The organism is Paenibacillus phytohabitans, assembly GCF_013141775.1.
GTDB lineage: Bacteria > Bacillota > Bacilli > Paenibacillales > Paenibacillaceae > Paenibacillus_AQ > Paenibacillus_AQ phytohabitans.
Genome location: NZ_WHOB01000020.1, coordinates 343,907 through 369,753 on the forward strand (window position 1 = coordinate 343,907; position 25,847 = coordinate 369,753).

The 25,847-nt window shown below is 51.6% G+C and carries 25 protein-coding genes; 4 read left to right on the forward strand and 21 right to left on the reverse strand.

Annotation, left to right across the window (positions count from 1 at the left end):
- Positions 1 to 31: 31 nt before the first annotated feature.
- From spoIIIAE to GC101_RS07960, 6 genes are all read right to left on the reverse strand, one after another.
- A complete protein-coding gene (spoIIIAE, locus tag GC101_RS07935) occupies positions 32 to 1,321 on the reverse strand; it encodes a stage III sporulation protein AE (protein ID WP_171716773.1) in 1,290 nt (429 codons plus the stop codon).
- 46 nt (positions 1,322 to 1,367) lie between these two features.
- A complete protein-coding gene (spoIIIAD, locus tag GC101_RS07940) occupies positions 1,368 to 1,757 on the reverse strand; it encodes a stage III sporulation protein AD (protein ID WP_039295491.1) in 390 nt (129 codons plus the stop codon).
- Positions 1,758 to 1,766: 9 nt separating this feature from the next.
- The gene (spoIIIAC, locus tag GC101_RS07945) at positions 1,767 to 1,970 is read right to left on the reverse strand and encodes a stage III sporulation protein AC (RefSeq protein WP_020426549.1); all 204 of its coding nucleotides are present in this window, start codon (positions 1,968 to 1,970) and stop codon (positions 1,767 to 1,769) included.
- A 13-nt stretch (positions 1,971 to 1,983) separates the two neighbouring features.
- A complete protein-coding gene (gene spoIIIAB / locus GC101_RS07950; RefSeq protein ID WP_039295486.1) occupies positions 1,984 to 2,502 on the reverse strand; it encodes a stage III sporulation protein SpoIIIAB in 519 nt (172 codons plus the stop codon).
- Positions 2,495 to 3,496 (reverse strand): stage III sporulation protein AA, encoded by a 1,002-nt coding sequence (gene spoIIIAA / locus GC101_RS07955; RefSeq protein ID WP_171716774.1) that lies wholly within the window; start codon positions 3,494 to 3,496, stop codon positions 2,495 to 2,497. The genes spoIIIAB and spoIIIAA overlap by 8 nt, the downstream gene beginning before the upstream one ends.
- A gap of 82 nt (positions 3,497 to 3,578) precedes the next feature.
- Positions 3,579 to 3,842 (reverse strand): YqhV family protein, encoded by a 264-nt coding sequence (locus GC101_RS07960; protein ID WP_042138738.1) that lies wholly within the window; start codon positions 3,840 to 3,842, stop codon positions 3,579 to 3,581.
- Between the two features lie 341 nt (positions 3,843 to 4,183).
- On the opposite strand from GC101_RS07960, the gene GC101_RS07965 reads away from it, so the two are divergent.
- Complete coding sequence (locus GC101_RS07965) at positions 4,184 to 5,050, forward strand: YitT family protein (protein ID WP_076245612.1); 867 nt, start codon at positions 4,184 to 4,186, stop codon at positions 5,048 to 5,050.
- A gap of 398 nt (positions 5,051 to 5,448) precedes the next feature.
- On the opposite strand, the gene GC101_RS07970 is transcribed toward GC101_RS07965, so the two are convergent.
- From GC101_RS07970 to GC101_RS07985, 4 genes are all read right to left on the reverse strand, one after another.
- The gene (locus GC101_RS07970) at positions 5,449 to 6,702 is read right to left on the reverse strand and encodes an aspartate kinase (RefSeq protein ID WP_039295541.1); all 1,254 of its coding nucleotides are present in this window, start codon (positions 6,700 to 6,702) and stop codon (positions 5,449 to 5,451) included.
- 249 nt (positions 6,703 to 6,951) lie between these two features.
- Entirely contained in the window at positions 6,952 to 7,509 is a 558-nt protein-coding gene (gene efp / locus GC101_RS07975; protein ID WP_039295482.1) for an elongation factor P, read from the reverse strand.
- Positions 7,510 to 7,554: 45 nt separating this feature from the next.
- Complete coding sequence (locus GC101_RS07980) at positions 7,555 to 8,625, reverse strand: M24 family metallopeptidase (protein WP_042138741.1); 1,071 nt, start codon at positions 8,623 to 8,625, stop codon at positions 7,555 to 7,557.
- Between the two features lie 75 nt (positions 8,626 to 8,700).
- On the reverse strand, positions 8,701 to 9,192 hold the full coding sequence (locus GC101_RS07985) for a YqhR family membrane protein (RefSeq protein WP_171716775.1): 492 nt from the start codon (positions 9,190 to 9,192) through the stop codon (positions 8,701 to 8,703).
- Between the two features lie 207 nt (positions 9,193 to 9,399).
- Between GC101_RS07985 and GC101_RS07990 the strand changes: the two genes are divergently transcribed.
- Positions 9,400 to 10,353: a DUF1385 domain-containing protein gene (locus GC101_RS07990; RefSeq protein ID WP_152679709.1), complete on the forward strand. Its 954-nt coding sequence runs from the start codon at positions 9,400 to 9,402 to the stop codon at positions 10,351 to 10,353.
- A gap of 7 nt (positions 10,354 to 10,360) precedes the next feature.
- A complete protein-coding gene (locus tag GC101_RS07995) occupies positions 10,361 to 10,702 on the forward strand; it encodes a hypothetical protein (RefSeq protein WP_039295475.1) in 342 nt (113 codons plus the stop codon).
- Positions 10,703 to 10,804: 102 nt separating this feature from the next.
- Here GC101_RS07995 and GC101_RS08000 read toward each other — a convergent pair whose 3' ends face one another.
- The 3 genes from GC101_RS08000 to mntR all read right to left on the reverse strand — a co-directional run bounded on the left by GC101_RS08000 (position 10,805) and on the right by mntR (position 14,110).
- Positions 10,805 to 11,764 carry a patatin-like phospholipase family protein gene (locus tag GC101_RS08000; protein WP_171716776.1) on the reverse strand — a complete coding sequence of 320 codons (960 nt, stop codon included), beginning with the start codon at positions 11,762 to 11,764 and terminating at the stop codon, positions 10,805 to 10,807.
- A gap of 68 nt (positions 11,765 to 11,832) precedes the next feature.
- Positions 11,833 to 13,509, reverse strand: coding sequence for a family 10 glycosylhydrolase (locus tag GC101_RS08005; protein ID WP_171716777.1), 1,677 nt, complete (start codon positions 13,507 to 13,509; stop codon positions 11,833 to 11,835).
- A gap of 175 nt (positions 13,510 to 13,684) precedes the next feature.
- Positions 13,685 to 14,110 (reverse strand): transcriptional regulator MntR, encoded by a 426-nt coding sequence (gene mntR, locus GC101_RS08010; RefSeq protein WP_039295471.1) that lies wholly within the window; start codon positions 14,108 to 14,110, stop codon positions 13,685 to 13,687.
- Positions 14,111 to 14,302: 192 nt separating this feature from the next.
- Between mntR and splB the strand changes: the two genes are divergently transcribed.
- On the forward strand, positions 14,303 to 15,379 hold the full coding sequence (splB, locus tag GC101_RS08015) for a spore photoproduct lyase (protein ID WP_171716778.1): 1,077 nt from the start codon (positions 14,303 to 14,305) through the stop codon (positions 15,377 to 15,379).
- 10 nt (positions 15,380 to 15,389) lie between these two features.
- Here the strand turns inward: splB and GC101_RS08020 are convergent, their stop codons facing one another.
- The 8 genes from GC101_RS08020 to GC101_RS08055 all read right to left on the reverse strand — a co-directional run bounded on the left by GC101_RS08020 (position 15,390) and on the right by GC101_RS08055 (position 25,381).
- The gene (locus GC101_RS08020; protein ID WP_171716779.1) at positions 15,390 to 16,103 is read right to left on the reverse strand and encodes a cytochrome c biogenesis protein CcdA; all 714 of its coding nucleotides are present in this window, start codon (positions 16,101 to 16,103) and stop codon (positions 15,390 to 15,392) included.
- Positions 16,104 to 16,190: 87 nt separating this feature from the next.
- Positions 16,191 to 16,994 (reverse strand): metal ABC transporter permease, encoded by an 804-nt coding sequence (locus tag GC101_RS08025; RefSeq protein WP_171716780.1) that lies wholly within the window; start codon positions 16,992 to 16,994, stop codon positions 16,191 to 16,193.
- A gap of 677 nt (positions 16,995 to 17,671) precedes the next feature.
- Positions 17,672 to 18,421, reverse strand: a complete 750-nt coding sequence (locus tag GC101_RS08030; RefSeq protein ID WP_042138751.1) for a metal ABC transporter ATP-binding protein — start codon at positions 18,419 to 18,421, stop codon at positions 17,672 to 17,674.
- Positions 18,422 to 18,455: 34 nt separating this feature from the next.
- Positions 18,456 to 19,424, reverse strand: a complete 969-nt coding sequence (locus GC101_RS08035; RefSeq protein WP_171716781.1) for a metal ABC transporter solute-binding protein, Zn/Mn family — start codon at positions 19,422 to 19,424, stop codon at positions 18,456 to 18,458.
- Positions 19,425 to 19,650: 226 nt separating this feature from the next.
- On the reverse strand, positions 19,651 to 21,684 hold the full coding sequence (gene metG, locus GC101_RS08040; protein ID WP_171716782.1) for a methionine--tRNA ligase: 2,034 nt from the start codon (positions 21,682 to 21,684) through the stop codon (positions 19,651 to 19,653).
- Positions 21,685 to 22,125: 441 nt separating this feature from the next.
- Positions 22,126 to 22,389: a membrane protein insertion efficiency factor YidD gene (yidD, locus tag GC101_RS08045; RefSeq protein WP_171716783.1), complete on the reverse strand. Its 264-nt coding sequence runs from the start codon at positions 22,387 to 22,389 to the stop codon at positions 22,126 to 22,128.
- Positions 22,390 to 22,391: 2 nt separating this feature from the next.
- Positions 22,392 to 22,853: a Fur family transcriptional regulator gene (locus GC101_RS08050; protein WP_039295454.1), complete on the reverse strand. Its 462-nt coding sequence runs from the start codon at positions 22,851 to 22,853 to the stop codon at positions 22,392 to 22,394.
- A 233-nt stretch (positions 22,854 to 23,086) separates the two neighbouring features.
- On the reverse strand, positions 23,087 to 25,381 hold the full coding sequence (locus GC101_RS08055; protein ID WP_171716784.1) for a copper amine oxidase N-terminal domain-containing protein: 2,295 nt from the start codon (positions 25,379 to 25,381) through the stop codon (positions 23,087 to 23,089).
- Positions 25,382 to 25,847: the final 466 nt, after the last annotated feature.

The window sequence follows — 25,847 nt, forward strand, 5'->3', positions numbered from 1 at the left end:
CTCATACAAACGGACCCGGATGATATCCGCCTCACCGCATCATTACGGTGACATTGCCTGCGGTCAGCATGATGGTGACGGCCAGGAAGAACATCAGCGATACGGCAGCCAGCGCGGCGAACACGTAGATCATGCTTTTGCCGATCGTCTGCAGGCAGGTCACAATCGGCGTTTCACCCAGCGGCTGCATAACAGCGGCGGCTACGTTGTAGATCAGGGCCAGCACCAGAATTTTGATTGCCGGGAAAGCACAGAGGAAGAGGATGATAATGACCCCTGAGAGCCCGATGGCGTTCTTCACCAGCAGTGATGCCGAGATTACGGTATCCGTGGCATCTGCGAACATTTTGCCGATAACCGGCACGAAATTGCCTGTGATATATTTGGCGGCGCGGATGGTTACACCATCAGTAACCGAGCTGGTGATTCCTCTGACCGAGATTACCCCGAGAAAGACGGTAAGCAGTACTCCGAGCAATCCGGCCCCGATATTGCGCAGCAGGTTGGCCAGCTGGGTCAGCTTATATTTCTCCGACATCGCACTCACCAGATGCAGCACCGCCGAGAAGAACAGCAGCGGGAACACTATGGTGTGAATCATCGTACCCACTGTATGGATCATGAACACGATCAGCGGATGGGTCACCGACACCGTTACGATATTGCCCATCGAAGCCAGCAGTGCGAACAGCAGCGGAATCATCGCCATCATGAAGTCGATCATCCGGTCAATGGCATCCTTGGCGTAGCCGATGGAGATGTTGAAGCTGTTCACGGCAATGACCAGTACCACCATGTAACAGAGCATATAAGCGATTTTACTGACGGATTTCCGTTCAAAAGCGGTCTGCAGCGTCTCCAGAATCATACTCAGCACGCTGATCATCACAATCGTAACCAGCAGCTTGCCGTTGTAGAGCACCTCATGCCACATGAAGCGGGTCAGGCCGGACAATACACTTTTGAAGCTTAATCCGTCTTCTCCGGGCAGCAGCATATCCATCAGCGAGGGAGTTTTACCTTCCGGGAAGAAGCCCCCGTAGTCCTTCATCAGCTGATCCCAGTACGTCTCTACCCCGTCTGTAGGAAGGTTCTCTACCTGCCCCTTCACCCACTGGTCTACAGGGGATGAGGAGCCTCCGCTGCCTCCCGTTTGCGTTTGCGCCTGTGTTTGCGCCTGTGTTTGCGCCTGTGTTTGTGTCTGCGCTTGAGAAGCCGGAGCTGCATAAGCGGTTCCTGCACACAGCAGAAGCAGCAGACAGGGGAGCAGAACGAGCAGCCTGCACCCTTTTGGCGGACGAAAAATACTGCGCTCCTGCACACCCTCACCCCGCTTTCCTGTGGCCTTCTGCTACTCCGTCTGAATCTCAGGCAGGCAGCAGCTTCATCACCGTTTCTATAATGATGCTGATAATCGGTACGGCCAGCACCATGATCAGCACCTTGCCGGCCAGCTCGATTTTGGAAGCGATCGATTCCTGTCCGGCATCGCGCACGATCTGTGCCCCGAACTCCGCGATATACGAAATGCCGATGATTTTAAACACGGTTTTGATGTAGATCATTTCCATCCCGGAGGATTCTGCCACCCGCTCCAGCGTGCCGAGAATCGTTCCGATCTTGCCGATCAGGAACAGAAAAATCAGTATGCCTGCCGCAGTAGTCAGCAGAAAAGCGAACATCGGCTTTTGTTCCTTCAGGACAAGGATGAGGACGGTCGACAGAATTCCTATTCCCACTACTTGAATGATTTCCATAACCCCAACCTATTGAAAAAGAAAGATCGTTTTGATTTCCTGAAGCAGTCCGTCCAGCATGCGGATGACCATGAACAGCACGATGATAAAACCGACAATTGTTACCCAGTGGGCGATGTCCTCTTTGCCCATCTGCTTAAGCACCGTGTGGATCATGGCGATAATGATGCCGATGCCGGCAATCTGAAAGATCGCGTTGACTTCAATATTCATTCCTGGCACCTCGCTAAAAGATCAAAATGACGATCAATGCTCCAAGCAGCAGACCCAGGCTTTTGCTCACTTTTTCATATTTGCCCTGATCTTCTCTGGCCGCTGTCTCTTCCTGCTTCAATTGCTGTAAAGCCAGTGCAATATGCGTGCTCTGATTCGATCTGTCACTGGTTCCGAGTGTGCAGCTGAGCTGCCGGAAAATTTCCTTCTCTGTTCCTTTCAGGGAAGCGCTGCTCCAGTGAATCTCCATGGACCGCTGCACGGCTTCCTCGGCGCTGCAGTTATGCGGCGGGCTCATCTCTTCCGCTGCGGTGAGGAAGAATGCTCTCAACGGCTCCTTGCTCTGCATCCCGATCCGGCGCAGCGCCTCCGGCAGCGGGGTATAGCCGTACTGGATCTCCGTCTCCAGCCGCTGCAGCGCTGCGATCAGGCCTCTGATATGCCGGGGCCTGTCAGCATACTGGGCAGCCCGCTTGAAGCCGGCCAGCGTGCCTGCAAGCACGATGAGCACTGCCCCGAGCAGCTTAAGCATGCCGGTCACCGCCTATCCGCTCTTCCGGAGAGATCAGCAGCAGCCCGCGCTTCTGGGCGTCCAGGATGCGGAAGGACAGGCCTGACTCCGAACGGTGCAGGATTACATACCGCTCGAACATCCGGTGCTCGAGCAGACCGCCAAGGCCGGGCCGGCGGGCCAGCTCGGACACTTCCTTGCCATGCGCGGAAGCGACTACCGAGATGCCGGCGTGCAGCGCCTCGGTTACTGCATCCGCATCCTCCAGGCGGCCGATCTCATCGGCGATCAGCACGTCGGGCGACAGCGAGCGGATCATCATCATCATGCCTTCCGCTTTGGGACAGCCGTCCAGGATGTCCGTGCGCGGGCCGACGTCGAAGGCGGGAATCCCGCGGCGGCTGCCGGCAATCTCCGAGCGTTCATCGACGATGCCGACCTTGAGACCGGGGCGGCTGCCCTCGCGTCCTCCCTGCCCTCCGGCCGAGATCTGTCTGGCGAGGTCGCGCAGCAGCGTGGTCTTGCCATGCTGCGGCGGCGAGAGGATCAGCGTATGCATAATCCGCTGCCGTCCCCGGTCCAGCAGATAAGGCAGCACGCCGTCTGCCAGCCCGTGCACTTCGCGGGCAACCCGCACATTGAAGCCGGTAATATCGCGGAGATGCTCAACCCCCCCGCCGCTTAAGACCGTCCGGCCGGATAAGCCGATACGGTGCCCGCCGGGAATCGTGATGAAGCCCTTGCGCAGCTCCTCTTCCATCGTATACAGCGAATGATTGCTGATCAGGTCCAGCAGCCGGTGCGTATCCTCCCGGTCCGGCTTGTAGGCTTCAACGGGAAGCTGTGTCAGACTGCCGTCCACGCCGACAAAATGATATTTGCCGGAGTAATTAATCTCTAGCGGCCGTCCTTCACGGACGCGCACTTCCTCCACCTTGTCCAGGAGCGCAGCGGGGAGGCCGCCGAGCAGCGCTCTTACTTTTTCGGGAAACAATAGAAGCCAATCATTAGCCATACAAAGTACCCCCAAGTTGTCCTCTACTTAATAGCTTTATTCCATATTTATGCTTGTACTTGTACTTTATGACTATCATCTATCATTTCTTCAGAATGCCGATTAAGAGAAAGGCTACGCCGCAGCCGATCCAGCCGAGCTTGCCCCACGACAGCTGCTGGGCCATCCCCGTCAGGCCGACCGCTGTGGTCAGAATAAGGATTGTCGGCCCGACCAGCGCCAGCCCGGAATTAACCGCAAGCGCCTTATCCACCTGGTTCAGCCTCAGCATAATCAGTGCAGCAGCAATCTCCACACTGCCTGACAGCAGCCGAAGTCCCGCCATCCAGCTCACATACTTGTCCAAACTGTTCAACTCCCTTGTACAAATCTATGGATACCAAAGAATCCGCTGCGCAATAAACAAGCTGTTATCCATGGATATGCAGAAGCTGTCCACTTTAGACAAGAAGAAATGCAGGAAGCTAGCAGAGATTTTAGCAGGTGTGAAAGAAATCATAGTGCTCTCCTCTATAAAAAAATATCATCGGTATGATAAAATTAATTTTGCGCGTGCAAAAAAATGGAGCTCTGGAAAATAGAAGGGCAGGCTGCTGGAGAAACTAAGCCTTCCTAACTGCTTCTGGAATGGGTCCGAGCGCCGCAGAAATGTAGATAAAGACATCGGAAAAAGAGGGGATCACAGTCATGCAAGTTCGTAATTTCGTAGTACCGCTCGTATCGGGAACAGTAGCCAGACAGGTAAAAGAAGTAGCCGTTATCATTTTTTCAGCCTTTCTGGTAGCGGGCGGGCTCCGGCTGTTCCTGATTCCGCATCAGCTGCTCAGCGGAGGCGTGGCAGGGACGGCATCCATTATTGGCTACTTAACGAATCCTAAGTATATCTCGCTGTATTATTTCGCCATTAACCTGCCGATCCTGATCTGGGGTTTCGTAGCCGTGGGGAAGAAATACATCTGCTATAGCATGCTGTCGGTTATCTCCACGACCTGGTTCCTGAATATCATCCCTGTGGTGAAGCTTACCAAGGACCCGATTCTGGCTAGTATCTTCGGCGGTGTGATCATTGCCGGCGGTGTCGGCTTCTCGCTGCGTGCGGGGGGATCTTCCGGCGGATTCGATATTCTGGGCTCCATTATTACCCGCAAACGGGACATTCCCATGGGAACGGTACTGTTCGTGATGGACGGTCTGGTAATCTTAAGTCTGGGCTTCTTCAAAAGCTGGGATTCGGCGCTGTACGCTATGCTCTGTATCTTCGTCAAAAGCCGTGTGGTAGATATGATCCACATCCGCCACGTCAAGCTGACCTGCTTCATTGTCACGAAGGAGCGGGAGAAAATGCTGAACCGCCTGACCTGTCTGCCGCACGGCGTCACCGTCGTGAATGCGGAGGGCGGATACAGTCATGAAGGCAATACGATGCTGATGACGGTAACTACCCGCTACGAGCTGGCTGACCTGCGCAAGACCATTCTTGAGACAGATCCGAAATCCTTCGTCAACGTGCTGGAGACTGTGGAGATTATGGGCCGGTTCAGACGGTTGAGTTAAACGAGGATAGTTGTATAATGTGCAATTAAAACCAGCGAAAAGGGATGCGGACATCTTATAACTGTATTCCGTACAACTAAATTTGCCCAAATGGGCGGGAATCAAGGTACAAAGTCAGTTTAATTGTATGAAATACAACTATATGGATAATCGCTAGTAAATCAGACGATTTAGTTGTACAAAGTACAATTAAGCATATCGCCTATACCGTTGCTAGCCACATTTACTATGCAAAAAGAGTGCTGCTCTCCGCTCGCGCGGGGAACAGCACTCTTTTTGACTAATGATGGTTAGTTACTAATAGGATGCCGACAGACGCCAAACAGGGATGCCCTCCAGCCTTCCGGCCAAAGAAACATCCCTGATATTGTCATGCTGCAGAATTATAGACCAGAAGCTTAGCGGCGGTCCTGCGGGCCGCCGACGAAGGCCTGCTCTGCGGTGTCGAGATTATAAGCCGTATGCAGCGCCTGAATAATCTGCTGCAGATTGCCGGATTCAATGACACAGGAAACCTTAATCTCCGAGGTGCTGACCATCTTGATGCTCACACCTTCGTTCGAGATCACCTCGAACATTTGGGCCGCCACCCCCGGATGGCTGACCATGCCGGCGCCGACAATGGACACCTTGACCAGACTATCCTCGGAAGTCACTTCACGGTACGGCAGCACACTGTGCAATCCTTCAATGACCTGCTTAGCCTTCTCCAGATCGCTAAGGGCTACGGTAAAGGAGAAGTCTGCGGTCTGATTCTGAACGCCGCTCTGTACGATAATATCGACGTCCACACCCTCTTCGGCCAGCTTGCCGAAGACCTGGGCGAGTACACCCGGAACATCCGGAACTCCCAGAATACTGATCCGGGCCACATTCTTGTCATACGCGATGCCGCTAACTACTACACCCTGCTCCATACTTGCTTCCTCCTTCACAACAGTTCCTTCATTATGGTTAAAGCTCGATCTGACGACCAGCTTCACTTGATATCGTTTGGCATATTCCACTGCACGCGGATGCAGCACAGCTGCACCGAGATTAGCCAGCTCCAGCATCTCGTCATATGAGATTTCCTTCAGCTTCCGCGCTGTCTTCACAATACGCGGGTCTGTGGAATAGATGCCGTCTACATCGGTATAGATTTCGCAGACATCCGCTTTGATCGCAGCAGCCAGCGCAACCGCCGTTGTATCCGAACCTCCGCGGCCCAGTGTGGTGATCTCACCGTCCAGTGTCATCCCCTGGAACCCGGCAACGATAACAATCTGCTCACGCTCCAGCGACTCCAGAACACGGCGTGGAACGATTTCACTAATCCGCGCACGGCCATGGGTCTCATCGGTTCGGAACCCGGCCTGCCAGCCTGTATAGGATACAGCATTCCGCCCGATTCCATGAAGAGCGATGGACAGAAGCGCTACAGAGATCTGTTCCCCCGTAGTCATCAGCATATCCATTTCCCGTGCGGGAGGCTGCCCGTTCAGCTGTTTTGCCTGATCGATCAGTTCATCTGTTGTATCCCCCATAGCGGACACAACCACAACGCAGCGATGTCCCTCATCCTGCTTATCTGCGATGCGCTTGGCGACACGCTTCATACGTTCAATATCGCCGACGGAGCTGCCTCCGAATTTCATGACATAAAGTGACAAAGTCCCATTCACTCCCTATTTCGCTGTAAGTAGTAGCTTTTATTTGGTTTTCGCTTTAACACAGTATAATACGAAAATCATAACATGCGTTAATGGTTTCACAAAAAAAGCGCCCAATTTTCCGAACATGGCCATTCCTCTATGCCTGGCACGGCAAATTATATTCAGCTGAAGCTGTACAAAAAACCTCCGCCGCATACTGCGGGGAGGCCGTCTTGAATAACGTTGAATCCGGAGCTACGTAAGCTCCTACGCGCGGGAGATGTATTTACCTTCACGGGTATCGATCAGGAGAACATCGCCTTCATTAATGAACAATGGAACCTGTACAGTATGTCCGGTTTCCAGAACAGCCGCTTTAGTTGCACCTTGAGCCGTGTTGCCTTTAACGCCCGGTTCTGTTTCAGTAACCTTCAGTTCAACACTTGTAGGCAGGTTGATCCCGAGGATTTCACCCTGGTAGCTGACGATATTTACCGTCATATTCTCTCTCAGGAAGTTAAGCTCCCACTCCAGCTGCTTCTCAGTCAACTCGAACTGGTCATATGTTTCGTTGTCCATGAATACATGCTCAGAACCGCTGGCATACAGGTACTGTACACCACGGTTCTCGATGATCGCGCGGCCGATTGTTTCGCCTGCACGGAATGTGCGCTCAACGGTATTGCCGTTACGCAGGTTCTTCAGCTTGGAGCGGACGAATGCCGCACCTTTACCCGGCTTCACGTGCTGGAAATCAATGACGGTGAAGATATCCCCTTCTACTTCTACGGTCAAGCCTGTCTTGAAATCATTAACTGAAATCACTAAAAACCCCTCCTGGAATCGATGAATTAACTGAATAAGTTTGTCTTACAGTACCGTGTATTCCTTAGACGAATGTGTCAGCAGCGCGATGCCGCTTTCGGTAATGACAATATCATCTTCAATCCGCACGCCGCCGAGACCGGAGAGATAAATTCCCGGTTCAACGGTAACAACCATGCCCGGCTCCATAATTTCATCGGCAAGCTTGGACAGACGCGGAGATTCATGAACCTCCATGCCCAGGCCATGGCCTGTGCTGTGGCCGAAATACTCCCCGTATCCGTAACGGGTGATAATATCACGGGCCAGGGCATCGCATTCGCGGCCGGTCATGCCCGGCTTGATATGTGCCAGCGTATGCAGCTGCGCTTCAAGCACAATATCATAGATTTCCTTCAGCTTGGGATCTGGCGATCCCAGAGCAATCGTACGTGTTACATCGGAGCAGTATCCGTCCAGCAGAGCGCCGAAATCGAAGGTTACGAATTCATTGTTCTGGATGATCTTGCTGCTGGCTACGCCATGCGGCATGGCCGAGCGTTCGCCGGAAGCAACGATCGTATCGAATGAAGACGAGGTTGCACCATGGGTACGCATGTAGAATTCCATTTCCAGATCGACATCACGTTCAGTCATGCCTGGTTTGATCACGTTCAGGATATGACTGAACGTGGCGTCGGCCAGATCGGCCGCCCGCTGCATGACAGCCAGCTCTTCTTCGTCCTTGAACATGCGCAGATTCTCCACGGCTTTGGATACCGGCACCATAACAGCCGGCTGCAGAGCCGCCGCATAGGCAGTGTACGCGCTGAAGCTTACATCATCCTGCTCGAATCCAACCCGGACTTGTCCGCCCTGCGGCAGCAGCTCGCGTACGGTGTCAATGAATTTCGAAGCATGCTGAACAACCTTCAGGCCGTTTACCTGTTCCGAGGCCTGTGTCATATACCTGAAGTCAGTCAGCAGATAACTGTCATCACCGGTAACCAGCACATAACCGGAGGAGCCGGTGAATCCGCTCAAATAGCGGCGGTTATAGCCGCTGGTAATTAACATCGCATCCAGTCCCTGTTCCTGCAAAACCTTACGCAGCTTGGAGACGCGCTTGTTGCTCATTTTCATTCTCCTCTCGAAATAGCCACATTGTATTTTAACATAGTGGCATGCCACCTGAGAAGTTTTTTCGGACGCTTAAGCCAGCTTTGTCTGCTGCTCCCGTTTCCGCTCATCGGTGTACTCAATCGCCGCCGTATATCCGATGAATAATCCCCAGAGCAAAAAGAGGCAAAATTCACTGATTACAGAGTTCCAGGGCAGTCTGAAAGGCGGCTGCATCAGGAACTGCCAGGAGCCGGCAAGGAACAGGGCCGACCACCAGAGCACACCGTAAATCATACCCGGCCAAGGCCCCTTCAGCTTGCGGAAGATAAGCACATAGATCAGGGAAACGATCACCGAGAAGACGATAAAGGATAAATATCCGAGCAGATGCCCGGCGGGCGACACCAAAAATTCATGTTTAAAGAAGGGCTCCGCCAAAAATCCCGGAATCACCTTGGTGAAATGCAGGACATACATCAGCCAGCGGGCTCCTCCCCAGATGATGCCGGCGAAAAAGCCCAGTTCAATGGCAAAATAAAACGGATTCGTATGGACTGACTTTTGCTTGTTGGAAGAACTCATAGAGCAGCCTCACTTTCAATATAGGGTTAATCCGGTTTCCACTCCGCTCTCTATAGACTAGTATGTACAGCAAACGGCAATCCAACTAGTAATGTGCTTAAAAATTAGTTACAATGTATTATATAAATCACATTAAAATACGGGAAGGTGAATTGGTTGTCCCAGGAAACTCCCAGTTACGGCGGCCAAGCCGTCATTGAAGGCGTCATGTTCGGCGGCAAGCATATCAACGTAACAGCCGTAAGAAGGAAGAATCAGGAAATCACATTTTTGGAGGTGCCGAAGAGCGATAAGAGCTGGGTCCTTAAACTGCGCAAGATTCCGCTGCTTCGCGGCATTGTCAGTATTATAGATTCCAGCGCCAAAGGCTCGAAGCACCTGAATTATTCGGCGGAATCGTATGCCGAGGATGAGACAGAGCCTGAAGAGCTTGCCAAGCAGAAAGAGAAAGATAAAGACAAGAAGAAAGATGAAGGCTGGAGCCTCGGTATGATTTTCGGCGTAGCTGTCATGGGTATTCTTTCTTTCCTTTTCGGCAAGATTATTTTTACACTGGTGCCGGTATTCGTAGAAGATTTTTTATTCAAGAATGCATTTGATAACTATATTCTGCACAACCTTGTTGAAGGCGGCATTAAGCTGATTCTCCTGCTCGTTTATCTGTTTGCGATTTCACAGACTCCTGTGATCAAACGGCTGTTCCAGTATCACGGTGCCGAGCATAAGGTAATCAGTGCTTTTGAAGCCGGCGAAGAACTGACTGTTAAGAATGTACAGAAATACAGCCGTCTGCATTACCGCTGCGGAAGCAGCTTCATGATGCTGACCATTATCCTCGGTGTGATTATCTACTCTGTTGTCCCATGGGATAATCTTATGGAACGGGTACTGCAGCGGATTATTCTCCTGCCGGTAGTTATCGGGATCTCCTTTGAGGTGCTGAAGGGCACCAATGCCGTGAGAGATATTCCCGGGCTCAAGTATCTGGGGTATCCGGGTCTGTGGCTGCAGCTGCTGACGACCAAAGAACCTAAAGACGATATGGTTGAGGTGTCCATCGCCTCGTTCAACCGGATGCGGGAGCTGGATGCCGCAATTGAAGCAAGAGGATATTCGGAGGCAAGTGTGTCAGGCGGCATTTTGGATCCTGCGAAAGGATGATTAGCCCATGATCAGACATGCTTTGATTTTTTGGATTTCAATAGCTCTCGCAGCATGGGGGCTGGTAACGGAATTTATGATACGCGGCCTTGCTGCCCTATCTATCTTTATTCTTCCGCTAGTCCTGCTGGCGCTGCTGTATTATGCGTACAAGATCGTTCCCGGCAGAACAAACGGTGGTCCCGGCCGGCCGCGCACCAAAGTCAAGCCTTCGGCCAAGACGATGTCCAAGGTTGCGGGTATCCGCAAAACCCAGGCCGCCTCACCCGGCAAGCGTAAAACCTATCCATTCCAGGTGATTGAAGGCAGCAAGGGTAAGAACGACGACCAGCTTCCCAAATATCATTGAACTCCAGGCTATCCGCTAAGATTCAAGCAACAAAAGGCATCTCCGCGTTGTCGTTACGACGTGCGGGATGCCTTTTTTGGTTATAATTCAGGTCCGGCGCGTTTAGGCCGGGTGAATATATGGACGGGTACTAAGCGGCGGCCGCCAATTTTTGAAAAAATCCGCTCCGGCCGTCAGCCCCGCAGTATAGATCGCCTCACTCTGTTCCGGGGAGATATGAAACTGGGTGGTGGAAATGCCCAGCGTGGGAATTTTGACAGTGCGTACGAATTTATCCGTCTCGATATAACGTTCATCATGGGCAGAGAGCATCGTCCCTACCATGGCCTGAAGCATGCTGAACGGCCCGGTAATGCGGTGAGGCTGCGGCTGTGTCTTACCGATCAACTGGTAGCCCACCGTGGGCGTACGCCGCTCTGGGGACTGGAAGCCATCCTTCTTCTCATCAAACAGCCACAGCGGAAAATTGCTGAGCATCCCCCCGTCTACCATATACACAAACTGCTCGGCAAAAGATTTTCTCCGGGCTGCCTCTCCGTTCAGCCGCAGCATCACCGGATCGAAGAAGTAGGGAATGCTGCAGCTCATCCGCACAGCCTTGGCGACTTCAAAGGACTCCGGTGAAATCCCGTAGAGCTCCAGATCATCCGGCAAGACGACTATCCTCCCGTTAGTAATATCTGAAGCGATAACAGTCAGCCTGCCGCGCGGCAGATCGCTGAACGTAACCACTCCCTTCTCCAACAGAATGCCACGGATCCAAGATTCCAGAGCCTGGCCCGAATACAGGCCTTTTTTGATCAGCACACGGATTGCCGGTCCTATTACAGCGGTGTTATATAGCGCTCCGCGCTTGAGAAAGGATGTGAAGGGCGTCTCCCTGATAATCCGGCTCATCGCCTCCCCGTTATAACCGGCGGCCAGCAGCGAAGCAATAATGGAGCCTGAAGAGGTTCCGGCTACTCTCCTGAAGGTTCGGCCCGCCCGCTCCGTTGCCTCCACCGCACCTGCGAGCGCAATCCCCTTCACGCCTCCGCCTTCAAAAACTGCGTTAATCTCCATACCTAAGAGTCCCCCGTTCCATAGATCTTATTGCTTATCTATGAGCACGGGGGACTATTCATGACTGACTATGATTTGAAATAAAAGCTGAGCAGGCTGGCCAGGCCAAATGGATCACGGACCACAATATCATTGGCCCGGAACAGAATGCTGCCGGAAACCTCATCGTATTTCTCGTTATATTTCAGCTGGTTGATAATCTGATCGCCGCTCTGCCATTCCGCGGTTTGTTTGGTATCCCCTACTTTGTAGGAGGCCAGGCCGATATACAGCTTGACGCCCGTGCCAGTGACCTCGTTCACCCACCAGTCGACCAGCTTGTCATAACGGGCGGCGCTGAAAGAGAGACTCCAGTATATCTGCGGAGCCACATAGTCGACCCAGCCGCTCTTAATCCATGTGCGTACATCCGCATACATGTCATCATACGCAGACACGCCTGCCGTGGTATCCGAGCCGGAGCTGTCCGCCTTTTTATTGCGCCATACCCCAAAGGGGCTGACGCCAAACGAAACTGCCGGCTTCACCGCATGAATCTCTGCACCCAGCTGCCGGATGAACTGATTGATATTATCCCGGCGCCAGTCTCCCTTGGTGGCAATTGCCTGAGAGTTGTAGGTCTTAAATGCCGTATCATCGGCAAAGGTTACGTTGGAAGGATAGAAATAATCATCCAGATGCACACCGTCAATGTCATACCCTCTGACCACTTCCATTACGGTGTCAATGATATGCTGCCGCGCTTCCGGAATACCCGGATTTATGTACAGCTTACTGTCAGCTTTGACGATCCACTCTGGATGCAGCTTGGCCACATGATTGGCGGCAAGGCCTGTAGTGGAGGCATCGGTAGTTGCCCGGAACGGATTGAACCAGGCATGCAGCTGCATGCCGCGTGAATGGGCGCTGCTGACCATATACTGGAGCGGATCATAGCCGGGCTCCTTCCCTTGGGTACCGCTAAGCACCTTGGACCAGGGAACCAGCTGCGAGGAATACAGGGCATCTGCGGCGGGTCTGACCTGTACGAATACACTATTGAAACCGGCAGCCTGCAGCTTGTCCAGCATGCTGTCGAACTCTTTCTTCTGCTTGTCCGCATTACCGGCCGAAGCCGTTGACGGCCAGTCCAGATTAAATACGGTGGACACCCACGCGCCCTTCATCGCCTTTCCGGTCTTGGCCCCGGGAATGGAAGGTACGGTTGGCGTTGGCACGGACGGTGCCGGCACTACAGGCGTTGGTACGGATGGTGTGGGCACTGTCGGAACAGACGGTGTCGAAGGTGTAGACGGCCCGCCAATCTCTACATTTGAATATAAAGCAATATGCTTAGCAGCCTGATTCCAGACTACCTGCAGCCCGAGCTGCTCGCTGACAAACCGCAGCGGCACCATTACTCTGCCCTGTGTAATCTGCACAGAGGTATCCAGAGGGACTGAAGCACCGTTAACGATAGCACTTTTGCTTCCGCTAGTCAGCTTAAGCACATTATTCCCCTTGCTGATTGTAGCCGTCTTACTGGCCTGATCCCAGACCACACCGGCACCTAGTCCTTTACTAACTACCCCGACAGGGACCATGGTAACATTGGTCCGCGTAATATAAGGCGGAACATCCGTGCTTAAGCTCTCTCCATCCAGTTCAATGGTAATCTGCACCGAAGCAGCGCGTGCACCGGTTGTCCACACAGGCAGACATAGCATAACCACCAGCAATCCTAATATCCATTTACGGTAATTCATAATTCCTCCCAAATGTTGTAGTGATATAACAAAGAAACGGCCTTCTCGTCCTTGAATCAGGGAGAAGGCCGTTTCTTTAGTAAACGGAGTCCTTCCTTAGGTGAAAAAGGAACGGTATCCGTTTTGACGTAATAAAACTGGAAAGGTTGCGCTAATCAAACAAAAACAGCCAAAATTATGAATCACTGACCATTTCATGGTGAATATCGTATAAGGTCTGCAGACGCGCTTCATCCCGGCGGAAGTACTCCACTAGTGTCTCGATCCGGGTGATAGAATCCCAGCTCAAATGATGCTCAATGCCTTCAACATCCTTATAAATATGTTCTTGCTGAACTCCAATAAGCCCGAGGAATTCCTCCAGCAGCTGATGGCGGTCCACAAGACGTTTTCCCACTTTTTTTCCTTTGCTTGTTAGGACAAGCCCACGATATTTCTCATAGATGAGATATTCGTCCTTATCCAGTTTTTGGATCATCTTGGTCACAGAGGAGGGGTGTACTTCCAGTCCCTCGGCAATATCCGAGACCCGCGCATAACCCTTCTCATCGATGAGCTTGTATATGCGCTCCAAATAATCCTCCATGCTGGGTGTTGGCATTAACTTTACCTCTTTTCTATATTGAGCGTGGCGATGGGGCCGGGCCTTGCTCTAACAATGATACATGTTTCTGCCGCTCCTTGGCAAGTCCTACAGGTCAGCCGCTTCTCCGCTTAGCGATGTTTACCATGATTTCATTCACCCGCTTAACGGCACAATAACGGTATCCTCATCTATAAGGAGCGTGAATTCATGAACGTTGTCACCCCTGAACGCCCTCCTGCCAAAAGACCGCGGAAGCCGACGGGTCTCTTCATTCCGGAGCTGGTTTTTTTCGAACCGGATGCCTTGAATTATCCAAAAGGGGAGCGGATTATGGAGTGGGTCAAGGCCCGCAACATTCCCTTCCGTATGACCACCTCGCATAACCGGATCACCAATTTGCCCGGCGAAACCGAAGTGGAGCAATACAAAATCGCTAAAAGAACACTTGTCGTCGGTCTCCGCAAAACGCTGACTTTTGACCAGTCCAAGCCGTCTGCCGATTATGCGATTCCGATTGCCACCGGCTGTATGGGCCACTGTCATTATTGTTACCTTCAGACTACATTGGGTTCCAAGCCTTACATCCGTGTATATGTTAACACTGGAGACATCATCGATGCGGCCAAAAAATATATCGGCGAGCGCGCACCAGAAATCACTACGTTTGAAGCTGCCTGTACCTCGGACCCGCTGGGGCTGGAGCATATCACGGGCTCACTGACCGAGCTGATCGAATTCATGGCCGAAGAGCCGCTCGGACGGCTGCGCTTCGTGACGAAGTACCAGCATGTGGAGCCTCTGCTTGGACTGAAGCATAACGGCCATACCCGCGTACGCTTCAGCGTGAACGCCGATTATGTAATTAAGAATTTTGAGCCGGCCACCTCGCGGTTCGAGGAGCGGATTGAGGCTGCCGGTCAGATTGCCCGTGCCGGTTATCCGCTTGGCTTCATCATCGCTCCGATCATCTGGCATGACGGCTGGGAAGAAGGATATGCCGAGCTGCTGGAGAAGCTGGCCCGTACGCTGCCGCCGGGAATTGGCAAGGGTCTTACTTTTGAAATGATCCAGCACAGGTTCACCAAGACGGCCAAAACCGTGATCGAGAAACGTTATCCGAAATCCAAGCTGGAGATGGATATCGAGAAGCGCAAGAAGAAATGGGGCAAGTGGGGCCAGAACAAATATGTCTACCCTGATGAACAGCAAACCGCCCTGCGCGAATTCATCACAGAGCGGATTTTTGAACATTTTCCGGAAGCGGCTATTGATTATTTCACTTAACATTTAGATCTTAGAAAATCAGCCACTCCGGCGTAACCCCCTGCAGCCAGATCGTTATCCGGAACATCTGGTCGGTGAACAGCAGAATGCCCATGAACACCATCAGTGTGCCGCCAAGCTTCATCAGCAGATTGGAATATTTCAGGATCTTCCGCGCGCCGCCCAGGAAAAAAGCAAGTCCGAAGAACGGCAGCGCAAACCCGATGCTGTAAGCCGTAATCAACGTAAACCAGGTTCCCGGATCACTGGCAGAAAGGGCAATAATCGCCGTCAAAATGGGACCGATGCACGGTGACCAGCCCGCTGAGAAGCCGATGCCGAAGATAAACGAGCCCAGATATCCCGCAGGCTTCCATTTCAGCTCCAGCTTGCGCTCCCGGAGCAGAAACTGCGGCTGAAAAATACCGAGCAGGAACAGCCCCATCACAATAATCAGAATAGCCGACAACTGGCGGATCAGATCCCGCTGGCCGTTGAAGAATTCACCAAACAGTCCCGCCCCGAAACCAAGGGTATAGAACACAGCCGAGAAGCCCAATATAAAGGCCAGCGTATGCGAGAGGGTCCGGAAACGGACCTCTTTGCTGTTGCCTCCACTCTTCAGCTCCTGCACTGATAATCCGGTAATATAAGATAGATAGGACGGGTAGAGCGGCAGACAGCAAGGCGATATGAACGACGCCACTCCGGCGGCAAAAGCGATTCCTGCATTCAGGTTGGACACTGGCGCATCTCTCCTTCCCTACTCGGGTTCAGTTCACGAAGGCAGCATTCAAGCATATGTAGTTTAGGCCGCTGGATGCTTCAGCCTTTAGGCTGGCAGGCCTTTTTTGCCGATCAGTGTTAGTGTCAGCAGTGCAATCAGGAGCAGAACAATGGTGGCTCCGGGAGCCAGATTCCACACACCGGCAATGACAAGTCCGCCGACTACGGCGATCTCAGCGATAGTCACGGACAGGATGACTGAAGACTTGAAGCTTCGGGACAGCAGCAAACTGATCGCCACAGGAATGGTCAGGAGTGCAGATACCAATAGCGAGCCGACAATTTTGATCGCCGTACTGATTACCAGCGCGGTCAACACGGTTATCAGCATATTAAGCAGCTTCACCGGCAGTCCGCTGACACTGGCTGCATCCTCCTCAAAGCTGAGCAGGAAGAACTCTTTGAAGAACAGCGAAACTACAACCACAACCGCAATGGTAACGATACCTACTACAATCAGATCGGTGTTATTCAGCGTATAAATGCTGCCGAACAGGTAACTCATTACATCCGCATTATAGCCTTTGCCCAGGGTGAAAAAAAGCGAAGCCAGCGCCACCCCGCCCGACATGATGATGGCAATGGAGAGTTCGGCGTAGCTTTTGTACGCCTTGCGCAGCTTCTCAATCGCAAACGAGGCCACTACGGCAAAGATCAGCCCCGCTCCAAGCGGGTAGAATCCCGTCAGGAAGCCAAGCGCCACCCCGGCGATGGTCACATGGGCCAGCGTGTCTCCGATCATTGACAGGCGCCGCAGCACCAGGAACACGCCTATCAGCGGCGCGGTAATCCCAATCATCAAGCCGCCGGCCAGCGCCCGCTGGAAAAAGTCACTAAATAGAATTTCCAAGATATTTTTCTCCTTTTATGATCAAACCTTATCGAGAATTTAGATCATAACCTTTTCGATCAAAAACTTTTAGATCAAAAACCTTTAGATTTAAACCTTTCGATCCCAACCTTTAGATCAAAAACCTTTCGATCCCACCCAAACCCTCCCTTCCAAGGGAGGGCCCCAAGGGCTCTGCCCTCTGGACACCCGTTTAAGTGCAATTAGCGTGGGACGGCAGACTTTCGCTGCTTAGGGACGTTGAGCTAGGACCGCTTTTCCTCCCTGCGGGATACGCTATACTATTGACGGATTTATCTGCACATTTAACTTCAAAGAAACTTACAAACAAGTTCAAAGACCAGGCCGTCCGATGTTGTACAATGGACGACCCAGGGGACAACTAAGAGCAGGGCAGAAGAGCCTTGTCCGTTGGAATCAAGCCGTTTAAATGTACTTTTTGTACAACTATTTGTCTTATTTAGAACCAGATCAGGAAAATAAGTGTATTTCATACAATTATAAAGAGGGGTAAGCGGATTATCGCCAGTTTTCCGCAAATATAAGTGTACAAACTACAGTTATAGCTTAAATCCGCGCCTACAATCTAAAAATAACTGTACGAAATACAGCTATCTTTAGGATGCTTGAGAAGCTGATTTTGCAGAATGTCTGAAACACCTCTGCGCTCCCTTTTTTCAAGAGAGTGTATGCTGCAGGTTATCGACAACGCAGTCCTGAACATCATGAGAATGGCGGCAATAGAAATTGATCTTGCCGTTCTTCTGCACCGGCTCGTTGCCGAGATAGTTCTTAATCATATCGATGTCATGCGACACCATCAGAAAAGTCATGTGGTGATGGGCATGCATATGCATGATCAGGTCGAAGAATCCGGCCTGCGTCTCGGCATCAATACCGACGGTAGGCTCATCGAGGATCAGCAGATCCGGATGATTGATCAGGGCGCGGGCCAGAAAGACCCGTTGCTGCTGGCCGCCGGACAGCTGGCCGACTCTTTTCTCCGCGATATCCTGAATCCGCATCACTTCAAGCGCATCCTCACACTGGCGGTGCTGGGCTTTGGATACGCGGCGGATCAGATTCTTGTTATTGTACAGGCCTGACAATACCACTTCGCGCACGGTAGCCGGAAACAGCGGATTGAAGGCATTCTTCTGCGGAACATAACCAATCCGTTCCCAGTCCTTGAACTTCCGGACCGGCTGGCCGAATAATTTGATCTCCCCGCTGGTAGCAGGCAGCAGACCGACAATCATCTTGAGCAGCGTAGTCTTGCCGGCGCCGTTGGAACCAATGATGCCCAGGAAATCGCGTTCTTTCACTGTATAATCCAGATTGGAGATTACCTTCTGTTCGCCATAGGAGAAGGACAAATCCTGTATTTCGATCATATGCTGATGGCAGTCCAGGGATACCGGTTGCATGTGAAGTACCACCTTTCAACTTATACTTTCCTTATTATTGTAAAGCCAGAATGAGATTTTGCAAATTTTTCTCCATTAGTGTGAAATAGTTGTCGCCATTCTTCTCCTGGGCTTCAGTCAGACCCTCTACCGGATTCAGCACCATCGTGGACACGCCGGTTTCACCAGCCAGTGTCTTAGCCAGCTTGTCGGATACCAGTTCTTCGAAGAAAATGTACCGGATGCCCTCTTCTTTGACCAATGCCGCCAGATCAAGCAGATCCTGTCCCCTTGGTTCGGCATCCGGTGACAGCCCCATAATAGCGTGCTGTGACAGACCGTAATCACGCGCCAGATATGAGAAGGCCTGATGAGAGACTACGATCTCTTTATTCGGCAGCTTGCCCAGTTCCTCGGTAAACTTGCTGTCGAGCGCACTCAACCGTTCAGCCAGCTTCTGGTACCGTTCTTCATAACCTGCGGAATGCTCAGGATCAACGGACTGCAGGCTTTCCTTGATGTTCTTCGCCATCACGAGCGCCGACTTCGGACTTACCCAGGTATGCGGGTCCGTGTGCAGGCTATCACTATGTTCTGCTTCTTCCTCCTCATGACCATGATCATGACCGTCTTCCTCGTCGGTCATAATCAAATCAATCCCTTGGCTGACTTCTACAGCCTTGGCTTCACTGTCACTGTCGAGGCTTTTGAGGAAATTGGGCACCCAGCCCTCCAGTCCTGCTCCGTTATACAGGAACAGCTGTGCCTTCGAGGTATTAATAATATCCTGGCTGCGCGGCGTCCAGTCATGCGGCTCTACCCCCACCGGAAGCAGATTGATCGCGTTGATATCTTCCCCGCCGATTTCACTGGCAAATTCATATATAGGATAAAAAGTAGTGATGACATTCACTTTTCCCTCGACGATACTTCCGCTGCTCTTAGGACCGCATGCGGCAAGCATCATTAGCAGCAATATGGTAACAACGAGCAAAAGCCCCTTATGCAAGCTTCTATATAACATTTCTCTATCGACCCCTTAAATCGTAAAATTTACTATGAGAATTATAATAGTAATCGTTACGATAAGTCAACTCTGATCTTCCAGCCAGACTCCCGATAATTAGCCTGAATCCGCTTATCCTTAAGACCAGCACCTAATAACGTATATTCTCTATTTACACTAAAATAATCCCCGCTGCATTAAGGCACACGGGGATCGTTCATATCATTCAACTATGCAGCTTGTCTTATTTCACAATAGCTCCATTCGGCATGCTGTCCGGCACGGTGGCGATCGTCAGCTGGTCGCCCTTGGAGGCTGCCAGGATCATACCCTGCGACAGCTCACCGCGCAGCTTCACCGGCTTCAGGTTCACGATGCAGATCACCTTGCGTCCCACCAGCTCTTCCGGTGTGTAGAACTTGGCAATGCCCGATACGACCTGGCGCTGCTCGTATCCAAGATCGAGCTGCAGCTTCAGCAGCTTGTCCGCCTTCTTCACCGGCTCGCAGGCGATGACCTGGGCTACGCGCAGCTCTGCTTTGGCGAAATCGTCGATGCCGATTTCTTCCTTATGCTCCTCTTCCTCCGGATCGGCAGCTGCCGCATCCGGCGTCACAGCAGCCCCTGCAGGCGCAGCTTCCGTAGCTGCTTCTGCAGGCTTGCCGGCTCCCATCGCTTCGGCGATGTACGCCACCTCCTGCGCCACGTCCAGGCGCGGGAAGATCGGGTCGCCCTTGGCCAGCTTGGTTCCCGCTGGAATCAGGCCGAATGATTTGCCGCTCTCCCAAGTGGTCAGCTCGCCCGGCTGAATGCCCAGCTGCTCCCAGATCTTCGCCGGAGCCCCGGTCAGGAACGGCTGCAGCAGGATGGACGCCGTGCGCAGTCCCTCTACCAGATGTCTCATCACCGAAGCCAGCTCGCCGGTTCTGCTCTCATCCTTAGCCAGCACCCATGGCTGGGTTTCGTCGATATATTTGTTCGTCCGGCTGATCAGGGCGCCAATCGCGGTCAGGGCTACGGAGAATTCCATTTTCTCCATCGCTTCTTCTACTTTGACATAGGTGCTCTGCACTACCGCTTCCAGTTCCCCGTCAAATGCCGTCACCTGGCCAGCATAAGCAGGAAGCTCACCGGCGAAATATTTCTCTACCATCGCCCCGGTCCGGTTCAGCAGATTGCCAAGGTCATTGGCCAGATCATAGTTGATGCGGTCCACGAAGCTCTCCGGAGTGAAGGTTCCATCCGAACCGAACGGAACTTCGCGCAGCAGATAATAACGCAGAGCATCCAGACCATAGCGGTCGATTAAAGTAACCGGATCAACGACATTGCCTTTGGATTTGGACATTTTGCCGTCCTTCATCAGCAGCCAGCCGTGCGCGAACACCTTCTTCGGCAGCGGTTCACCGAGCGCCATCAGAATGATCGGCCAGTAGATCGTGTGGAAACGGACAATCTCCTTACCGACAATGTGCACATCCGCAGGCCAGAACTTATCATACAGGCTGCGATCTTCCGAGCCATAGCCGAGAGCCGTAATGTAGTTGGTAAGTGCATCAATCCATACGTACACTACATGCTTCTCATCACCCTTTACCTTAACGCCCCAGTCAAAGGTCGTACGGGATACGGCCAGATCCTCAAGGCCCGGCTTGATAAAGTTGTTAATCATCTCATTCTTGCGCGATTCCGGCAGGATGAATTCCGGATTCTCTTCGTAGAACTGCAGCAGGCGGTCGGCATACTTGCTCATGCGGAAGAAGTAGCTTTCTTCCTTGACCAGTTCAACCGGATGTCCGCTGTCCGGACTTTTGCCGCCGGTAATATTGCCGTCAGCATCCCGTACAATATCCACCAGCTGTGTCTCGGTGTAGAAGGTCTCATCCGAAATACAGTACCAGCCTTCGTATTCCCCTTTGTAGATGTCGCCCTGCTTCAGCAGGCGGTCAAAAATATCCGCCACCACTTTCTTGTGACGCTCCTCGGTGGTACGGATGAAATCATCATTGGAGATATCCAGCTTGCGCCACAGATCCTTAATGCCTACGACAATTCCGTCAACGAACTCCTGAGGGGTCTTACCGGCCTTGCCGGCCTTCTCTTCGATCTTCTGCCCATGCTCATCCGTTCCAGTCAGATAACGGACCTCATAGCCGCGCAGACGCTTGTAGCGGGCCATCGCATCACCGGCCACTGTTGAATACGCATGTCCGATATGCAGCTTATCGCTCGGATAATAGATCGGTGTAGTTAAATAAAAGGTTTTGTTCTCACTCATTACATTGTCATCCCTTCGTTATACCTTCTCATTTTGACACAAAATAGCCCCACAAAGTGATGCTTTAATTTCGACGCTTACTCAGGTACTTTGGGGGGCCCCAAAACTTATAAATTCTTAAATAACAAAAAACTCCCGCCCCTATATGGGGCGAGAGTAAACTCACGCGATACCACCCAAAGTTCCCCGGCTCCTCACAGAGCACAGGCTTCGCCAGTCCCTTGCGGAACTGTCCATTAACGCTGGAACACGCCGTTATCTTACGCAAGCCGCAACAACAAGGCTCCCGCTCGAACACAGTTCCTCCCGGACCATATTCAATCTGGCATCCCATACCGGCTTCCAGCAGCCCCGGCTCTCTGTAATGGTTGTCCACATTTACTCATCCGTTCCTCGGAATATTGCTTATTATTCAAAATATACCCATCACAGCGGCTCATGTCAAGTCGTATGAACAGGCTTATCTCCTGGTGATTGCTCTTTGCGCGGCGGCACCGGGTCCAGCCCTCCCGGATGAAAAGGATGGCAGCGGGCGATCCGCCTTGCAGCCAGCCATGAACCCTTCAGCGGTCCATGGACCTCAATAGCTTCAAGCGCATAGGCTGAACAAGTCGGATAGAACCGGCAGGTTGCCGGCTTAAGCGGCGATATGAACCTGCGGTAGACCCGGATTGGAACCTGGACCGTTCTTCTTAAGGTAGCCATATTCAGCGGCCTTCTTTGCCGTGAGCAGCTACGGCGGACTCTTCTTCGCGGCCCTGTTCACAGTCCTTGCAGTAACCGAACACCTCAAATTTATGCTTGACCACCCGGAATTGATCCGGTGTATCTGTTAAATTCATCGGACAGAAATGAATCGGGTAAGTCTTCATACACTGAAGACAAATCATATGATGATGATGGTGGTCCTGACTGCAGCTTGCTTTGAATTTGACGCCGTCTTCAAAGACAATCTGCTCCAGCACACCAAGCTCCTCCATGACACGCAGGTTGCGGTAGACCGTATCGAAGCTGAGTCCGCTGTATTTGCGGCCCATATGCTCATATACATCCTTCGCAGACAAATATCCCGTATTCTCGCCGAATAACCTGGCAAGCGTTTTGCGCTGATCGGTGATTCGCAGTCCCTGCCCCGACATGGCTTCCAGTATTTGTTCTGTCGACAGCATTCGCTCATCTCCCATAACATAGGTCGTTTGTATTGCACTCTCTTTATAATGCCCCAAAAGTACTGCCCCGTCAATGAAGTGTGCCTGTCCTGCAGCCTTCTCCACATTCCTGCAGGTGCATAGCGCAAAATAACGCCGCAAAGCAGAAACTTATATTCCATGATTTCACACTAAAAAAAACGGCAGCCGTCCCCTCAGGAACGCTGCCGTTTGCATTTGCATTGAAGTTATATTTATTTTTTGGCCGGAAGCGGAGTAAACACAAAGTTTACAGGAAGATTGCTGCCGGAAGCTACGGAGAAGGTAATATCGACCGGACCTTCATATTCGCCGGTACGGAAGACTACTGCATTCATGTCCGAGCTGGACAAGCTTCCCTTGTTCGGCAGATTCACAATCGTTCCGTTCACCAGTAACGAACCCAGATAATTACCTCCACGTGGGTTGAAGGTGATCAGTGTGTTCGCTGCCACACGGTCCAGAACGATTTTGTACAGTACACCGAAGTTGCCGGAATTAGAAGCCTCTGTTCCAGTCATCGGATCAATACCAATCAGATTGAGGTCATTTTTATTATCCCCCAGGATCAGCTTGGATTGCGTTGTGCCTACAACATCAGTCACATTGATGATGCGTGTTGAATCCGGATACGTTCCCCGGTTATGCACACCGTCGCGGTCAAGAATTGGCAGTGTCGGCAGCAAAGCTACCGGATCTTTAGTCTGCTCAACCATTACCACATTATATAGAATAGGATAATCACTAATCAGATCGGCGCTGAGTGAGAGCACCTCTTTCGGTTTCATGGCAATCTTGTTCAGATCTGTCAGGATCGGCACACTTTGTCCCGGCTGCAGGACGATTTGGGATGCGCTTGAACCTGTAATCATGGAATTGTAGTATTTCTGAATCGAAATTCTGCCTGTATATTCCGGAGAAGTTACCGGACCGGCAATACCTGAGTATTCGGTCGTAATCGTCGCCGGATATATGCCGTTGTTCGTGGCGATCACATACAGCTTCTGTCGTGTAGTCATATTGTTCATATGGTGTACCAGGAAACGTGTCTTCCCTACGGAAGTCTCGCGGTACAGCACACCCTCGGTATTAACCGTTTCAGGGCTGTTACTGCGGATCAGCGTATAACTGTCAGATGAAAGATTGTACGGCAGGTTAGGAAGTCCCGGGATCAATCCGCCGTCAAACGTCAGAACATCCCCTGGAATAGTGAACAGCTTCGCTACTTCATCCTGGGTATACAGTTGTTCGCTTGTAATGTTAATGGTCTTCTCAAAAGTGCTGCTAAGACCATGCTTATCAGTTACTGTCAGCTGGATGGACGTAGGACCGGGGTTGAAATAGGCCAGGCCACGGTTGCTCCAGGTGGTCGTTAATTCTTCATACTCAGGGTCATAGCTGGTATCTGTCAGAATTACCGGCTCACCCATTTTGTATTCATCTTTATCAGTCGTGAACTGGGCCACAGGCGGCTGATTTGGCTGCAGCACCTGGATCGTTACAGAGTAAGGATCACTCCACAAATTATTCGCATCACGCACAGAATAAGTTACGGTATAGAATCCCGGCTGATCGTACATATCCAGTTTGTTGCCGCCCCATTGTTCTTCAGCCATCGGCGTACCATTCGGTGAAGAATACGAAGTAACATAATTCACAGTCGTTTGACCTGCATAAATCTCAGTTGGTTGGACTGTAAAGGATGCTGTCGGCTTCGTGTTCAGCGTAAGAATGACACGCTTCTGCACATTGTCCACCGTATAAGGAATATTCAGCGCATAGGTAATGGAGGTTAAAGGAACCATGAAGGTGCCTTTGAACTGGTAGGCCGGGCCTTTCATAGTATTCTTGGCGCCATTTACCGTATAGATCTTACTGTCGGTCTTGAAGCGCATAATACTGGTGCCTTTAGTAACGATAACTTCCTTGGTTTTGTAGTCGTAGGTATAGCTTACTCCGACCATTTCCACCATTGCACGGATCGATACATACGAGACCCCGTTCTTGACAGCCATCGGCTGGTTGGCAGTATACGGTGTACCGTTTCTGTACATTTTGTTACTGTTCATCATCAGGATGAGCTGGCCGCCGCCAGTGGCGGAGGTAGTCAGACCTGATGTTGTAAGCGTCTGCCCTTCCGGGGTGCTGACGGGAAGCGGGGTAGCCGTTGGAACAGCCCCGTCTGTTGAAACAGCACCATCAATAGGAGCCTGAGTCACTGCCGGAATTGGAGTTGCAGTTGCTGCCGGCACTGCTGGGACCTCTGTTGCTGCCGGGACCGGTGTTGGTGTTGGTGTAACCGTACCTGCTGGCGCCTCAGTAACCAATGGAGGTAATGGATCTGTAGCGGAAGGCTCCTCCTGTGCTGCAACCATCTGCGTAGTATTCACCGCTGCGGCAACGTTGCCTGTGGTACTCTGTGTGCTGACAGGGACTGCAAAGGCCGGAACCGCCGCTGCGGTTTGTGACACGGCCAATACTGCCACTAAAATCATTTTTTTCAAATTCATTGTACGACTCCTTCTGCTCCCAATTGTAGTGTATAAGGCGATATCTTTCTTTATCTTCACCTTATGTTCCCCGTAAAAACGGGGGCCGCCCTCTAGAGGACGGCAGAATTTTTTGCCACGTTCATTTTACAAAACATAGTATTAGACGCAAGCCACTCCGAAAAGTTTCATTCAGTGTAAAGAAAGATCTAATAAAATCCTTTTCTATCCATTTTTAAAGTGATGACCCGTAGATTCTATTTTCCCCTGGACACCCTGAGTATATTTTCGCTTGCGATAAGTAATGGGCCTGCTGTCACCAGCAGAGTATAATAGTAGCAGAATTCAAGTGAAAGGAGCATTTAAGCTGACGATATGAATCCAACTGACGGGTTATACAAATTAATTGACGCCCGGCGCGTAAACGCGGCTCCATCTGAATCTGAAATCCATAAGTCAGATCAGCATACCCTCCTTATAGCATTTC

Bases quoted from the DNA above. Each gene is read 5' to 3' on its own strand.
- spoIIIAC (WP_020426549.1), bottom strand. From the start codon at position 1,970: ATGAATATTGAAGTCAACGCGATCTTTCAGATTGCCGGCATCGGCATC.
- spoIIIAB (WP_039295486.1), bottom strand. From the start codon at position 2,502: ATGCTTAAGCTGCTCGGGGCAGTGCTCATCGTGCTTGCAGGCACGCTG.
- GC101_RS07980 (WP_042138741.1), bottom strand. From the start codon at position 8,625: ATGAGCAACAAGCGCGTCTCCAAGCTGCGTAAGGTTTTGCAGGAACAG.
- mntR (WP_039295471.1), bottom strand. From the start codon at position 14,110: ATGCCAACACCCAGCATGGAGGATTATTTGGAGCGCATATACAAGCTC.
- GC101_RS07990 (WP_152679709.1), top strand. From the start codon at position 9,400: ATGTTCGGCGGCAAGCATATCAACGTAACAGCCGTAAGAAGGAAGAAT.
- GC101_RS07995 (WP_039295475.1), top strand. From the start codon at position 10,361: ATGATCAGACATGCTTTGATTTTTTGGATTTCAATAGCTCTCGCAGCA.
- GC101_RS08055 (WP_171716784.1), bottom strand. From the start codon at position 25,381: ATGAATTTGAAAAAAATGATTTTAGTGGCAGTATTGGCCGTGTCACAA.
- GC101_RS08035 (WP_171716781.1), bottom strand. From the start codon at position 19,424: ATGTTATATAGAAGCTTGCATAAGGGGCTTTTGCTCGTTGTTACCATA.
- GC101_RS07985 (WP_171716775.1), bottom strand. From the start codon at position 9,192: ATGAGTTCTTCCAACAAGCAAAAGTCAGTCCATACGAATCCGTTTTAT.
- GC101_RS08000 (WP_171716776.1), bottom strand. From the start codon at position 11,764: ATGGAGATTAACGCAGTTTTTGAAGGCGGAGGCGTGAAGGGGATTGCG.
- GC101_RS08050 (WP_039295454.1), bottom strand. From the start codon at position 22,853: ATGCTGTCGACAGAACAAATACTGGAAGCCATGTCGGGGCAGGGACTG.
- splB (WP_171716778.1), top strand. From the start codon at position 14,303: ATGAACGTTGTCACCCCTGAACGCCCTCCTGCCAAAAGACCGCGGAAG.
- spoIIIAA (WP_171716774.1), bottom strand. From the start codon at position 3,496: ATGGCTAATGATTGGCTTCTATTGTTTCCCGAAAAAGTAAGAGCGCTG.
- GC101_RS07965 (WP_076245612.1), top strand. From the start codon at position 4,184: ATGCAAGTTCGTAATTTCGTAGTACCGCTCGTATCGGGAACAGTAGCC.
- yidD (WP_171716783.1), bottom strand. From the start codon at position 22,389: ATGGCTACCTTAAGAAGAACGGTCCAGGTTCCAATCCGGGTCTACCGC.
- metG (WP_171716782.1), bottom strand. From the start codon at position 21,684: ATGAGTGAGAACAAAACCTTTTATTTAACTACACCGATCTATTATCCG.
- GC101_RS08005 (WP_171716777.1), bottom strand. From the start codon at position 13,509: ATGAATTACCGTAAATGGATATTAGGATTGCTGGTGGTTATGCTATGT.
- spoIIIAD (WP_039295491.1), bottom strand. From the start codon at position 1,757: ATGGAAATCATTCAAGTAGTGGGAATAGGAATTCTGTCGACCGTCCTC.
- GC101_RS08030 (WP_042138751.1), bottom strand. From the start codon at position 18,421: ATGCAACCGGTATCCCTGGACTGCCATCAGCATATGATCGAAATACAG.